Consider the following 14110-nt stretch of genomic DNA (forward strand, 5'->3'; position numbering starts at 1 on the left):
TACTATTAAACCGAACGGTTTAGTAACATTGATTTGATTTGTCCAATTGCTTTAGTCGGGTTAAGACCTTTAGGACAAACGCTAACACAGTTCATGATACTGTGACAACGGAACACGCTGAACGCATCGTCTAAATCTGCTAAACGTTCTTCAGTTGCTGTATCTCGGCTATCAGCCAAGAAACGGTAAGCATGAAGAAGGCCAGCTGGACCTATGAACTTGTCTGGATTCCACCAGAACGAAGGACACGACGTTGAACAACATGCACACAAAATACACTCGTAAAGACCATCTAACTTATCACGCTCTTCGATTGTTTGAAGACGCTCACCCGCCGCTGGCGTGTCGTTAATTAGATAAGGTTTTACTTTTTCGTATTGAGTGTAGAACTGACTCATGTCAATAACAAGGTCACGTACCACAGGTAAACCCGGAAGCGGTCGAATTACAATTTTACCTTTGCCATTTTTTTGTAGCGTAGATAAAGGAGTAATACATGCTAAACCATTTTTACCATTCATGTTGACGCCATCAGAACCACACACACCTTCACGGCATGAACGACGGAAAGAAAGTGTTGGATCTTGCTCTTTTAAAAGTAAAAGTGCATCCAATACCATCATGTCGTGGCCTTCTTCCGTTTGCAAAGTATATTCTTGCATTCGTGGGGCATTATCAACATCTGGATTGTAACGATAAACAGAAAATTGTACTTGTGCCATCGTCTCGCTCCTAGTATGTACGTGCTTTAGGTGGAAATGCTTCGCGCAGTTTAGGCGCATAGTTTACATCACGCTTGCTCATTTCATCCGTATTAGGGTTGAAGATTGAGTGACATAACCAGTTCGTGTCATCACGATCTGGGAAGTCAAAGCGAGAGTGTGCACCACGGCTTTCTGTACGGAAGTTTGCAGCTACTGCAGTTGAGTAAGCTGTTTCCATAAGGTTATCTAGCTCAAGACATTCGATACGCGCAGTATTGAAATCTGATGATTTATCATCAAGACGCGCATGCTGTAAGCGTTCACGAATTTCTTTAAGCTCTTGTAGACCCGACGCCATAGAGTCACCTTCACGGAATACCGAGAAGTTAAGCTGCATACACTGTTGTAGGTCTTTCTTAATTTGTACTGGGTCTTCACCTTGACCTGGCGTTGAGTTTTCCCAACGATTAAAACGTGCAAGTGACGCTTCTAGATCAGATTCTGAGGCATCTTTTGATACTTCAACATCATTTAGGTAAGTACCAAGGAAGTTACCTGCAGCACGACCAAATACCACTAAATCAAGTAATGAGTTACCACCTAAGCGGTTTGCACCATGTACAGATACACAGGCAATCTCACCAACTGCAAATAAGCCTTCAACTACTTTCTCGTTACCATTAGCATCGATTTGTAGTGCTTGACCATTTACGTTAGTTGGCACGCCACCCATCATATAGTGACAAGTAGGAATTACTGGAATTGGCTCTTTAGCTGGGTCAACATGTGCGAATGTTTTAGCAAGGTCACACACGCCTGGAAGGCGTAAATTAAGCGTTTCTTCACCTAGGTGATCAAGCTTAAGTTTAATATGAGGACCCCAAGGACCATCACAACCACGACCTTCACGAATCTCTGTCATCATTGAACGGGCAACAACATCACGTGACGCTAAATCTTTGGCATTCGGTGCATAACGTTCCATGAAACGTTCGCCATCTTTATTTAAAAGATAACCACCTTCACCACGACAACCTTCAGTTACAAGTGTACCGGCACCAGCAATACCCGTCGGGTGGAACTGCCACATTTCCATGTCTTGCATAGAAATACCAGCACGAGTCGCCATACCAACACCGTCACCAGTGTTAATGTGTGCATTAGTGGTTGATGCGAAGATACGACCTGCACCACCTGTAGCTAATACAACTGCTTTAGACTTGAAGTAAACAACTTCACCGGTCTCTATTTCAATTGCAGTACAACCAACAACATTACCTTCGTCATTTTTAACTAAATCTAGCGCATACCACTCAGAGAATACGTTAGTTTTGTTTTTAACATTTTGTTGGTAAAGAAGGTGTAATAATGCGTGACCAGTACGGTCAGCTGCTGCAGCAGTACGTGCAGCTTGTTCACCACCGAAGTTTTTCGATTGACCACCGAAAGGACGTTGGTAAACACGGCCATTTTCAAAACGAGAAAATGGTAGACCCATATTTTCAAGTTCAGTAATAGCTTCAGGGCCTGTATTACACATATATTCGATAGCGTCTTGGTCACCGATGAAATCGGAACCTTTAACAGTATCGTACATGTGCCATTCCCAGTTATCTTCGTGTGAGTTACCCAAAGCAACTGTGATACCACCTTGTGCAGACACAGTGTGAGAACGCGTTGGGAAAACTTTAGAGATAAGTGCACAGGTTTTGCCTGATTCAGTGATTGCAAGTGCAGCGCGCATACCCGCACCACCTGCGCCAATCACGACGGCATCAAATTCACGAACAGAATATTTCACTTAAACACCCCATAAAACGATTAGACCAATAGCTACGTACGCTGCTGCCATAAGGTTTAAAATAAACCCTAAAACTGCACGCAACTTTGCGCATTTAACATAGTCTGTTAGTACTTGCCAAAGGCCAATACGGGTGTGAACCATTATGCAAACCAGGGTGATGAGAGTAAACCCTTTCATTGCTAGGTTTGAAAACAGGCCTTGCCATGCTTCGTAAGTGACTTCAGGCGTCGCTAAAAAATAGCCAATAATAAAAATCGCATACGCGGTAATTACTAGTGCCGTGGTACGTAATGAGACAAAATCTTGTACACCATCACGTTTAAGAGTTGCTTGATTTAAAACCATATCCAAACTCCTGCTAGTACAGAAGCAACAACGCCAAGTGCCATAGCAATTTTAGCGCTGAAGTTACCTGATTCAAGTTCTTCCCAATGTCCCATATCCATAATGATATGACGAATACCGCCGATAAGGTGGTATGCCAATACAGAAATGGTGCCCCAAGCTATAAATTTGGCAATGAATCCGCTAAACAGACCCTTGACGAATTCAAAACCTTCAGCAGAAGAAAGAGACTCAGACCAAGCCCAAATGACAAACGTTAAAGCAAAAAATAATGCAACACCGGTGACGCGGTGAAAAATTGATGCTTTAGCCGTTGCCGGCATAGATATAGTTGTTAGATCTAGATTTACAGGTCTTTGCTTTTTCACAGTTACTTGCCCATCTTGCCCACATAGGGGCTCATCTACTTGTTTTTCTAAAACCCATTAAAAAATAATTTTTTTAATGGAACTATCTAAGTAAACACTTTTAATACGAGTAAAGTTCACATTTATGCAAAAATTACATGTAAAAATAACATTTACCTACAGACAATACGGTATAAAACCTTTGATAGTATATATAGCCAAAGGTCTTTTTACAATTCTTGTTTAGTTAGAGACGTTTGCGAATTAGCCAATGGTATAATATTTAATCCTAGCAGAATATTTATTATACATTTGTGCATAATGTTTATAAAAATTGACTTTAACCCCCTCTTTCACGTTAAAATGAAAAGAATGTGCTTAAACAGATTCAGAACATAACAATCAGAGTTGTTATCTTAATAGGAGATAAATAGATGGCGGATAAAAAAGCCACAGTCCATATTGATGGTCTAGATCCAATCGAACTTCCGATTTACCAAGGTACTGCAGGTCAAGATGTCATTGACGTACGTACCCTAGGTTCACATGGCCACTTCACTTATGACCCAGGTTTCATGTCGACCGGTTCTTGCGAATCTTCAATCACATACATTGATGGTGGCAAAGGTATCTTGCTTCACCGTGGTTACCCGATTGAACAGTTAGCTGAAGGTTCAGATTACATTGAGCTATGTTACTTACTATTAAACGGTGAGTTACCAACTAAAGACCAATACACTGAATTTGCAAAACAAATTACTCACAGCACCATGCTTGATGAGAAAATTGCAAATTTCTTCCAAGGCTTCCGTTTTGATGCACACCCAATGGCAATGCTTTGTGGTGTTGTTGGTGCTTTGTCTTCTTTCTACCATGAAGATCTTGACATTACTGATGCAAATCAGCGTAAAACAAGCGCAATTAAATTAGTTGCAAAACTACCTACTATTGCTGCTATGGCTTACAAAACAAACATTGGTCAACCATTTGTTTACCCACGTAACGACCTAAGCTACGCTGAAAACTTCTTACACATGATGTTCTCTGTACCAGCTGAAGAATACAAAGTTAACCCAGTAACAGCTAAAGCAATGGATAAAATCTTCATGCTTCACGCTGACCACGAACAAAATGCGTCAACGTCGACTGTTCGACTTGCTGGTTCTTCAGGTGCTAACCCGTATGCATGTATCGCTGCAGGTATTGCATCTCTTTGGGGCCCTGCACACGGCGGCGCTAATGAAGCATGTTTAAACATGTTAGAAGAAATTGGTTCAGTTGATCGTATTGACGAATACGTAGCTAAAGCAAAAGATAAAGCGGACCCGTTCCGCTTAATGGGCTTTGGTCACCGTGTTTATAAAAACTTCGATCCACGTGCTACAGTAATGCGTCAAACGTGTCACGAAGTATTAGAAGAGCTTAACATTCAAGATCCACTGCTTGATATTGCTATGAAGCTTGAGCAAATTGCCCTTGAAGACCCATACTTTGTTGAGAAGAAACTTTACCCTAACGTAGATTTCTACTCAGGTATCATCTTAAAAGCAATCGGTATTCCTACAAGCATGTTCACTGTAATTTTTGCAATGGCACGTACTGTAGGTTGGATCACGCACTGGGACGAGATGCTTTCTCAACCTGGTCATAAGATCAGCCGCCCACGTCAGCTTTATACTGGTCACACACACCGTGATTACGTATCTACAGACAAGCGTTAATTTTTATTAATGCTAAAAAGGTCGCTTTTGCGACCTTTTTTGTGTTTAATAGTTGAGAATTATATTAAAGCTATTACAATCCCTGCTACTTTTTATTGTTTGGTTTTTCTATGTTTGCTGTTGAAAAAATTCGTGCTGATTTTCCCATTTTAACGCAACAAGTAAACAATCAACCCTTAGTTTATTTAGACTCTGCTGCAACGTCACAAAAGCCCCAGTCAGTCATTACAGCGACGGAACTTTTTTACTCACAGCAAAATGCCAATGTTCATAGAGGTCGCCATTCACTGAGTGAACAAGCAACCACAGCCTACGAACAAACGCGTGATAAAGTTGCTCAATATTTCAATGTGCAAAGCCGCGAAATTGTTTGGACTAAAGGCGCCACAGAAGCACTTAATCTCATTGCCAATGGCTTAATTGAGCAACTTGATAAAAATTCAAGTATCGTAATTACCCCGCTTGAGCATCATGCAAACATAGTCCCATGGCAACAATTAGCACTTAAAACCGGTGCAAAATTACACGTATTACCGCTTGAAGCAGATGCAACATTGAATATTGCAGCCTGTGTTGAATTTTTAAAAAAAGTAAAGCCAAGTGTACTTACACTCACTCATGCATCAAATGCTCTGGGAAATATAACAAACCTAAGCCCGCTACTCAGTGCTGTGAAAGAATTTAACACCATCACTGTTGTTGATGGTGCTCAAGGTGCCATGCACCTACAGCCTGATTTAAATAAGCTCGACTGTGACTTTTATGTATTTTCTGCTCACAAAATGCTAGGCCCAACCGGCGTTGGTGGCTTGTATGGTAAATATGAGCGTTTAAATGCCTTACAGCCCTATCAAACTGGTGGTGAAATGATAGAAACGGTGAGTCTTTTGCAAAGCACATTTCGCAATGCACCTGCTAAATTTGAAGCCGGTACACCTAATATTGCAGGTGTAATCGGTTTTTCTGCCGCAATAGATTACCTCGCTGCGCTTGATAAGAATGCAGCCTACGACTATGAACAACGGCTATTTAACTATGCGGTTAGTAAATTAAATGATATCAATGGCATCACAATTTACAGTAATTTAGAACATAATATTGGCACCATTTGTTTTAATTACAAAGACGAACACCCATTTGATATTGCGACCTTACTTGATGGATTTGGTGTTGCCGTTCGCAGCGGCCACCATTGTACCCAACCTTTAATGGCACATTTAGGTATCAACGGCAGTGTACGAGCAAGCTTTTGCTTTTATAATACTCACCAAGATATTGATATTTTCATCAACGCACTGCACGAATGCATCGCTTTATTAGATTAAAAGTAGATAAGCAATGAATAAAACGTTTAAAGAACTCGCTCATACACTAAATAATTCCCCCGCATGGCAACAAAAATACCGTGAAATCATGCTACTTGGTAAACAATTACCGACAATGCCTGACGTTTTAAAAACATCAGATGCACTTGTACCCGGCTGTGAAAGTAAAGTTTGGCTGTATTTAGAGTTTGATCTGCAAGAAAACTGTTTAGTTATTATTGGGGATTCAGATACACGTATTGTAAAAGGACTGCTTGCGCTCATATTATCTTTATATAATGGCTTAACACCGAGTCAAGTGTTAGCCATTAATGCATTTGAAGAGTTTGAAAAGCTTGGTTTAATAAGCCACTTAAGCCCTTCACGAGGTAATGGTATCAAAGCCATTGTCGAACGTATTCAAGCAATGGCTGAACAAAAGTCGCTTTAAGCTTTAGCGAATCGCTGCTTTTTATCTAGATATTTACGAACCGCTTTGGCTGCTACAAAAAAGCCAAAGCTTCCTGTGATCATAGTCACTGAACCAAAACCGTTATTACAATCCATATTCATCGAACCATCTGCGTTTTGTTTTGCGTGGCACACACTGCCATCTGAACCTGGGTAAACTAATTGCTCTGTAGAATAAACACAATCAATATTAAATTTACGCTTAGGGTTGCTACTAAAGTTGTACTGTTTACGTAAAATATAGCGAACTTTAGCAAGCAGCGGATCTTGGGTTGATTTTGCTACATCACCAAATGTTATTTGACTTGGATCCGTTTGCCCGCCTGCACCACCGGTAGTGATTATAGGCAGTTTATTACGCTTACAATGAGCAATAAGTGCCGCTTTTTCTTTGACTGCATCAATACAATCAATTACATAATCAAAACCTTGGATATGCTCGCGAATATTATCCACTGTAATAAAATCATCAATGACTTCAATTTCACATTCAGGGTTAATAAGCTGACAGCGTGCTTTCATTGCATCAACTTTAGCCTCACCAACAGTGCCTGTTAGCGCATGAATTTGGCGATTTACATTAGTTGCACATATATCATCAAGGTCTATCAGCGTTAGTTTACCAACACCTGTTCGTGCTAATGCTTCTGCAGTCCAACTGCCGACACCACCGATACCAATAACACAAAAGTGCGCATTTTGAAGCCATGCGAATTGTTGATGTCCATATAAGCGTTTTATTCCACCAAAACGAATATCTGTTACAGAGTCTGTCATTTACCAATCCAAGTTCCATGGCTGTTGCCATGTGTGAAAGTTATCATGTTTAATTAATTGCCCATAAAGGGCGTCGCTATTTGGTTTGCAAATAAACTTAAATCGCTCATTTTTCCAGGTAAAGCACAATGCATAAGCATGTAAATAGGTACGCTGGGATTCAGTACCACCATACAATGCATCACCTAAAATCGGTGCTGCAATACTTTTCAATGCAACGCGCAATTGATGTGTCTTACCTGAGTACGGCTTTAAAATATACCCGCGTAAATTAGCTGCAACACTAAATGAATAAAACCGTGTGATTGCTGGGTTAGTATGGGTTTTTAAAAGCTTAAAGCTACTGCGGCGAGACTTAGCCATATCCCCTTTTATCCAGCCTTGTTTTTTCTTTGGCTTAGTGTCTGACAAAGCCAAATAAAACTTATCAACCTCATGCGCGGTAAAAAGTCGAGTAAACTGGGCTGCAGCTTGGCTGCTTCGTGCTAATATAATTAACCCTGAGGTAACTTTATCTAACCGATGGACGGCAAATAACTTTTCACCCAGTTGCTGCTCAGCTAAAACCACAAAACCAGGCCCTTCTTCGCTATGGAAGTTGAGCCCTGCCGGTTTTTCAATAACATAAAAGTCATTATGTTCAGCAATAACTGTTAAAGGTAACGACTTATTCACTCAAAGAATTACTTTTTAAATAGTGCACTACGCGAGCTAAATCTTCAGGGGTGTCGACACCTGCATGAGGTGCTACGTGTGCTTGCTCAATTTTAATCTGATGACCATGATAAAGTACACGTAACTGCTCTAAAGACTCTAATTGTTCAAGCGGTGAAGGGCTAAGTTCAATGTACTGTTTAATAAACCCTGCGCGATAAGCATATATACCGACATGACGTTGATAGTTTGCTTTATCTACAAAAGCTTTATTAGCTGAATTCATCATGTTAGCCCGATCAAAAGGAATGCTGGCACGGGAAAAATAAAGCGCATTTTTATGAACATCACTCACAACTTTTACAGCATTTGGGTTAAATACTTCTTCAATGTCTTCAATTGCAACACTCAATGTAGCCATTGGTGCAGCCGAATTAGCTAACAATGCTGCAACTTGGCTAACATTTTCGCCTGCAAGTAATGGCTCATCACCCTGTACATTCACAACGATGGTCTCATCGCTGAGATTAAGTAAATCCATTACTTCTGCTAAACGCTCTGTGCCAGAGTGATGATCTTCACGTGTCATCAACACATCACTGGTAAACGTGTTGACTACCTCGAAAACTTTCTGATGATCGGTTGCAATAACCACCTTACTTGCACCAGATGCAAGTGCCTTTTCATACACGTGCTGGATCATCGGCTTACCACAAATATCGGCAAGGGGTTTGCCTGGCAGTCGAGTCGATGCGTAACGCGCTGGAATGACGACTACGAATTCCACTTTTCTACCTCTTCTTGACTTAACTCCCTCGCTTCGTTTTCAAGCAATACTGGAATGTCATCAACAACTGGGTAAGCTAACTTTGCTGCCGTGCTGATTAATTCGTTGTTTTCTTTGTCTAGGCGTAATTTACCCTTACACACTGGGCAAGCGATAATTTCAAGTAATTTTGTATCAAAGGCCATCGAGGATCCCTTTTTCTTTAAGTAATTGATTGAGTTTATTAATTACCGCGCTTGATGGCTTTGCATCAACGGGTAAAAAGTACCAATTTGGTTTAGCAAAAGCACGGCATTTTACCGCATCTTTCTCTGTCATAATGACAATGTCATCGTTATATTTTTCAAAATCAGCGGGGCTATAAGCATAGTGATCACGATAATGAGTCGTAGAAAGTAACTTAACACCCGAGGATTGCAGTGTATTTTCAAACCGAGTAGGGTTGCCAATTGCACTTATTGCATGCGCGCTATGTAATTGATTTTTAGTTTTTTCACCGGTTGCCACATTTATTAACGCCGAAGCCTGTAATTGATAATTAAAGTTATCATCACCTCCGTTTTCTACGACTAAATCAACCGATTTTAAACGTTTTGTAGTTTCTCGCAGTGGGCCTGCTGGCATCAAAAATCCATTGCCAAAACGGCGCTCGCTATCCACTATGCAACACTCTATGTCACGAGCCATTTTATAATGCTGCATGCCGTCATCGGAGATAATGACATCTAAATCGTATTTTGCATTTAACAGCTTTATATTGGCTTTTCGATCAGGGCCCACAACAACTGGACAACCTAATCGGCGCTGAATAAGTACAGGCTCATCCCCGGCTTGCGCTGTCGTAATTGAACTATCAACAATTAATGGATAAATATCAGAACAGCCACCGTAACCACGGCTAATAACAGCAACGTTTAAATCGTGTTGTTGCAAATATTGAGCAAGCCAAATAACAAACGGTGTTTTACCATTACCACCCACACTAATATTACCCACTACAATGACCGGTACTTCGCCTTTGAATTGCTCCAATAGACCAACTTTGTAGCATAAGCTACGCAGAGTTGAAATCAACCAATAAAGTCCGCTCAATGGCAAAAGTAGTAAGGTTAAAAAGCTAAAGCTTTTATACCAGCTTTGTTCTATTTTACTCACCCTTGCTCACCAAACTGCATTTTGCATAGAGCAGCATAAGTGCCGTCATTTTCAAGCAGTGCCTGATGATCGCCACTTTCGATAACTTGGCCATTATCAATCACGTAAATACGGTCACTTTTTTCGATTGTTGATAGGCGATGGGCAATTACTATTGATGTTTTATCTTTCATTAATTGATCGAGCGCTTGTTGTATCAGCTTTTCAGATTCAGTATCAAGGGCTGATGTAGCTTCATCTAAAATCAAAATAGGTGCATCTTTCAAGATTGCACGGGCAATAGCGATACGCTGGCGTTGCCCGCCAGAGAGCATCACCCCATTTTCACCCACCATGGTATTTAGACCTTCAGGTAAATCTTTTACAAATTCCCATACATGGGCTTGTTTAGCAACCGCTAGCAGTTCATCGTCAGCTAACTCTCTTGAAATGCCATAGCTGATATTATTGGCGATGGTATCGTTAAATAAAACAACCTGTTGCGACACCAAGGCAAACTGCCTTCGTAAATCAGCAAGTTTATAGTCGCTCAGTGCAATACCGTCTAATAATATTTCGCTAGGTGCTTGTAAGTCATAATAACGCGGTAGTAAATTGGAGATAGTTGATTTGCCCGAGCCTGAACGGCCAACTAAAGCAATACTTTCTCCGGCTTTAATGGTTAGTGATAAATCGCGTAACACGGGCTCTTCTTTCGTTGGGTAATTAAAAGTCACATTTTTAACTTCGATTAACCCTGTTACTTTATCAACAGTGACTGAACCGGTATCTTTTTCTACTTCTTCGTCCAGTACTAAAAAAATACTTTGTGCAGCAGAAATACCGCGTTGTAAATCACTATTGACGTTAGCGAGTTGCTTAAGTGGACGTAACAACATCATCATTGATGAAATAAGCACAACAAAATCACCAGAGCTGATGGTGTCGATCATCGATGGCATAGAAACAACAAATAAAATAACGGCCATAGCACTGGCAGCTAAAATTTGAATCACTGAGACACTCAGCGCTTTTGTAGCATCCATTTTAATGCGTTGCTGGCGATTGTGGTTATTGATAGTAGCAAACTGATCAATTTCTTGCTTTTGACCGCCAAAGCCATGTATTACTTTATGGCCACTGAGCATTTGTTCTGAGCTGCGGGTCACTTGCCCCATCGCTGATTGTATATTTTTAGATATGTGACGAAAGCGTTTTGACACCACACTGACAATAATCGCCACTAATGGAATAATGATCAAAAATATTAAAGACAACTTCCAACTGGTGTAGAACATCACTGTAAGTAAAAACACCACAAATGCGCCTTCACGCACCACGATTAACATAGCTTTAGTAATCGCTTGTTGTACTTGCTCAGTATCAAAAGTGATTTTAGATATTAAATCGCCAGTAGAATTTTTGTCATGAAAAGAGACAGGTAAATGCAGGATATGCTCAAATAATTGTTGTCGTAATGAACGCACCACTTGCGAGCCTACATAACTCAAGCAATATGATGACATGTAATTGAAAAACCCACGACCAAACACAAGTGCAACCACAACAAATGGTGCATATTTTAGTACGTCACTATTACGTTCATTTAAGCCCTGATCAATAAAAGGTTTCATTAGTTGAATAAATAAAGCATCCATGGCTGAATAGCCAATCATGCCCACCACAGCTAAAATTGCGATACTCTTATAATCACCCACGTAGGTTAATAAGCGCTTGTAGATTTGCGATGTAGTTTGATCCATAACACTCTCTAATTCATAGTCTGGGACTATTGTAGCCTCCAGCAACACAAAACTAAACTCAATCTTTTAGAAACCAATAACTTTGTGCGCGTGCGTATTCAATTTTGTATTCATTTTGATAAAATTTGATACTAATTTGGCCATGTATAGCTGTTGAATACTGCTGAGCGTGTTTTTTTTGATAGCGTTTTACAACCTCTTCATGGGGTAAACCCCACTGCCCTTTATAAGATGTTGAATGCAATACAACCTGTGGGCTTACAGCATTCACAAATTCGTCGCTTGATGATGTTTTACTTCCGTGATGAGGGCTTAACAATATGGTGCTTTTTAAATGTTCGTTTTGCTTGATTAATTCATGTTCACGTTGCATTGTAATATCTCCAGGTAACAACACACTGAATGCGCCATCTGATATATGGATCACACATGAGTTATCATTATCCGAAGTAAAATTCCCTAAGTTTTTGCTCACTGTAAAATCTAAACCTTGAAACCTAAACTGTTTAGCTAAACACCCTTGCTCAGGCCCGTTGGGTTGTAATAAATTAAACGTTTCTAAATACCCCTGTGCTAACCATGGCTTTAGTCCCCCTGCATGATCTTTATCCATATGGCTTACCACAGAATGCTCAACGGTAATTGCGTTGTTTTGAATGTGGGGTAACAAATACGAATGGACACGAGTATATTGGTTAAAATAGATAGGCCCTAAATCATAAACAAAGCCTTTAGCATTTTTACTTATCAAGACCATAGTGCCGTGGCCCACATCAAACACATCGAGTTGCCAAGTAGGCTTTACTTGCAAAAGAGTATCAACTAGCGCTAGAAACAAAGGAATTAACGCCAATATTTTTTTTGTAGGTAAGAGATAGAAAATAATCCCACTAAGATAAAATGTCTGCACTAACACCAAACTCAAGGTATGCGAACTAAGCCAGCGGTATTCATTTGGGACATTCAAAAGAGCGCTGAAACAGAGGTTTAATAAGCTATCTAAAATTTGAATTATTGGCTCAATGCTGATGAAAATACTAAGCGAGGTAAACAGTACTAAACATGGCATGATCACAAAACTCAATAAAGGGATCGCAATCAAGTTAACTGCTAAACCGATTAAGCTAACTCCATTAAAAAAATATAAAGATAATGGTAGTAAACCTATAAACAGCGCACATTGTATAACAGTTAAATTTCTCAATAATGCGAAAAAACCACCACGAAAACTCGATAACTTATTTAAGATTAAAAAAATAATCGCAACGGCACAAAATGAAAAATATAGCCCAGGATTTAGCAAGCTAAATGGATCAATTGCTAAAGTAAGTACCAGTGCATATAATAGACTCTGCCACTTTAAAGCTTGCTTAGAATAAAAATAGACGAGCAAATAACACCCCAACATAATTAACGCACGCGTGGCTGAAACTAGAAAGTCACTTAAATACACATAACAAAACGCTAAAATGAACCCTCCTGTGCTATAAATGAGTGAAAGATTAACGGTTTGATTTATAAAAGTTATAAAAACATGCACTATGTGCTTGGTGATAAAATATCCAATGCCAAACATCAGACCAATATGCAAACCAGAAATAGCTAACAAATGACTTAAACCAAACTGTTGTATGGTTTGTTTTTGTTCATACGACATTAACGCTCTATCCCCAGTCAATAGAGCATAATAAAGCCAACTCATCTGAGTATCATCGTAAGTGGCTTTAATAAAATGACGATATGCTTGAATGCTACTGACTTTATTCGGTTTTATTATTTGTAAAGATGAGGAAGCTTGTTTTGCCTTAAAAAATAACCGCTGACTAAACGAGTAACGCTCTCTATCAAAGCCATGAAAATTTTTTTGACTGCGGAACTTAGTTAATTTAAGCCGAGTCGTTATTCTGTCACCTATAGCGATGTCTGCACCGGTTTTTAGACTCACTAATGCCTGTGGAGCTTTAAAGCTAATTATGTTTCGTGGGTTATGAAGTTTCGCTTTTAAATAATAGTTATCACGCTTAGAAATAATCTCAACAACATCAAATGTCACGATTCTTGATTGATTTTCAGTCACACTGGAATAAGAAATTGCATAAAAACATGAAAAATGTACCCAAACAGCTAAAATCCCGCAAATAAAACCTAACAATACGGGCAAAAACGGCTTAAAATACACGCTCGTTATCACTATAGATAATGTTAAGAGAGTAAATACAAGGGTCTGATAATAAAAAACGGTTGTAACGCAGCCAATAACAAACCCAATGCTTAACCACACTGATGTAAATGGTTGCTT

Annotated in this window: 14 protein-coding genes; 3 read left to right on the forward strand and 11 right to left on the reverse strand. The window is 39.7% G+C overall.

Annotated features, from left to right (window positions below):
• Positions 1-5: 5 nt before the first annotated feature.
• From B5G52_RS18625 to sdhC, 4 genes are read right to left on the reverse strand one after another with little or no spacing between them, the layout of a single operon-like run.
• The gene (locus B5G52_RS18625) at positions 6-722 is read right to left on the reverse strand and encodes a succinate dehydrogenase iron-sulfur subunit (protein WP_087534154.1); all 717 of its coding nucleotides are present in this window, start codon (positions 720-722) and stop codon (positions 6-8) included.
• 10 nt (positions 723-732) lie between these two features.
• Entirely contained in the window at positions 733-2505 is a 1773-nt protein-coding gene (gene sdhA / locus B5G52_RS18630) for a succinate dehydrogenase flavoprotein subunit (RefSeq protein ID WP_087534155.1), read from the reverse strand.
• Positions 2506-2853 (reverse strand): succinate dehydrogenase, hydrophobic membrane anchor protein, encoded by a 348-nt coding sequence (gene sdhD, locus B5G52_RS18635; protein ID WP_087534156.1) that lies wholly within the window; start codon positions 2851-2853, stop codon positions 2506-2508.
• Complete coding sequence (gene sdhC / locus B5G52_RS18640; protein ID WP_087534157.1) at positions 2844-3221, reverse strand: succinate dehydrogenase, cytochrome b556 subunit; 378 nt, start codon at positions 3219-3221, stop codon at positions 2844-2846. The genes sdhD and sdhC overlap by 10 nt, the downstream gene beginning before the upstream one ends.
• Before the next feature lie 413 nt (positions 3222-3634).
• Here sdhC and B5G52_RS18645 point away from each other — a divergent pair, with 413 nt between their 5' ends.
• The 3 genes from B5G52_RS18645 (at position 3635) to B5G52_RS18655 (ending at position 6676) form a co-directional block, all read left to right on the forward strand.
• Positions 3635-4921 carry a citrate synthase gene (locus tag B5G52_RS18645; protein ID WP_087534158.1) on the forward strand — a complete coding sequence of 429 codons (1287 nt, stop codon included), beginning with the start codon at positions 3635-3637 and terminating at the stop codon, positions 4919-4921.
• A gap of 110 nt (positions 4922-5031) precedes the next feature.
• A complete protein-coding gene (locus tag B5G52_RS18650) occupies positions 5032-6246 on the forward strand; it encodes a SufS family cysteine desulfurase (RefSeq protein ID WP_087534159.1) in 1215 nt (404 codons plus the stop codon).
• 13 nt (positions 6247-6259) lie between these two features.
• Complete coding sequence (locus B5G52_RS18655; protein WP_087534160.1) at positions 6260-6676, forward strand: SufE family protein; 417 nt, start codon at positions 6260-6262, stop codon at positions 6674-6676.
• Here B5G52_RS18655 and tcdA read toward each other — a convergent pair.
• From tcdA to B5G52_RS18690, 7 genes are read right to left on the reverse strand one after another with little or no spacing between them, the layout of a single operon-like run.
• Positions 6673-7473, reverse strand: a complete 801-nt coding sequence (tcdA, locus tag B5G52_RS18660; RefSeq protein ID WP_087534161.1) for a tRNA cyclic N6-threonylcarbamoyladenosine(37) synthase TcdA — start codon at positions 7471-7473, stop codon at positions 6673-6675. The genes B5G52_RS18655 and tcdA overlap by 4 nt on opposite strands.
• Positions 7474-8148: a TIGR01621 family pseudouridine synthase gene (locus tag B5G52_RS18665; protein WP_087534162.1), complete on the reverse strand. Its 675-nt coding sequence runs from the start codon at positions 8146-8148 to the stop codon at positions 7474-7476.
• Positions 8141-8914 (reverse strand): 3-deoxy-manno-octulosonate cytidylyltransferase, encoded by a 774-nt coding sequence (gene kdsB / locus B5G52_RS18670; protein ID WP_087534163.1) that lies wholly within the window; start codon positions 8912-8914, stop codon positions 8141-8143. The genes B5G52_RS18665 and kdsB overlap by 8 nt, the downstream gene beginning before the upstream one ends.
• The gene (locus tag B5G52_RS18675; RefSeq protein ID WP_087534164.1) at positions 8902-9099 is read right to left on the reverse strand and encodes a Trm112 family protein; all 198 of its coding nucleotides are present in this window, start codon (positions 9097-9099) and stop codon (positions 8902-8904) included. The genes kdsB and B5G52_RS18675 overlap by 13 nt, the downstream gene beginning before the upstream one ends.
• Positions 9089-10069 (reverse strand): tetraacyldisaccharide 4'-kinase, encoded by a 981-nt coding sequence (lpxK, locus tag B5G52_RS18680; RefSeq protein WP_087534165.1) that lies wholly within the window; start codon positions 10067-10069, stop codon positions 9089-9091. The genes B5G52_RS18675 and lpxK overlap by 11 nt, the downstream gene beginning before the upstream one ends.
• Positions 10066-11811, reverse strand: coding sequence for a lipid A export permease/ATP-binding protein MsbA (gene msbA, locus B5G52_RS18685; RefSeq protein ID WP_087534166.1), 1746 nt, complete (start codon positions 11809-11811; stop codon positions 10066-10068). Before msbA ends, lpxK begins: the two co-directional genes overlap by 4 nt.
• 58 nt (positions 11812-11869) lie before the next feature.
• The gene (locus B5G52_RS18690; protein WP_254911249.1) at positions 11870-14092 is read right to left on the reverse strand and encodes a DNA internalization-related competence protein ComEC/Rec2; all 2223 of its coding nucleotides are present in this window, start codon (positions 14090-14092) and stop codon (positions 11870-11872) included.
• Positions 14093-14110 lie beyond the last annotated feature (18 nt).

Origin of the sequence: Pseudoalteromonas sp. A601 (genome assembly GCF_002165575.1) — a bacterium.
In the GTDB taxonomy this organism is placed as follows: Bacteria; Pseudomonadota; Gammaproteobacteria; order Enterobacterales; family Alteromonadaceae; genus Pseudoalteromonas.

Coding starts and splice junctions, on each gene's coding strand:
- B5G52_RS18625 (WP_087534154.1), bottom strand. CDS start 722: ATGGCACAAGTACAATTTTCTGTTTATCGTTACAATCCAGATGTTGAT.
- sdhD (WP_087534156.1), bottom strand. CDS start 2,853: ATGGTTTTAAATCAAGCAACTCTTAAACGTGATGGTGTACAAGATTTT.
- B5G52_RS18645 (WP_087534158.1), top strand. CDS start 3,635: ATGGCGGATAAAAAAGCCACAGTCCATATTGATGGTCTAGATCCAATC.
- B5G52_RS18650 (WP_087534159.1), top strand. CDS start 5,032: ATGTTTGCTGTTGAAAAAATTCGTGCTGATTTTCCCATTTTAACGCAA.
- B5G52_RS18655 (WP_087534160.1), top strand. CDS start 6,260: ATGAATAAAACGTTTAAAGAACTCGCTCATACACTAAATAATTCCCCC.
- tcdA (WP_087534161.1), bottom strand. CDS start 7,473: ATGACAGACTCTGTAACAGATATTCGTTTTGGTGGAATAAAACGCTTA.
- B5G52_RS18675 (WP_087534164.1), bottom strand. CDS start 9,099: ATGGCCTTTGATACAAAATTACTTGAAATTATCGCTTGCCCAGTGTGT.
- msbA (WP_087534166.1), bottom strand. CDS start 11,811: ATGGATCAAACTACATCGCAAATCTACAAGCGCTTATTAACCTACGTG.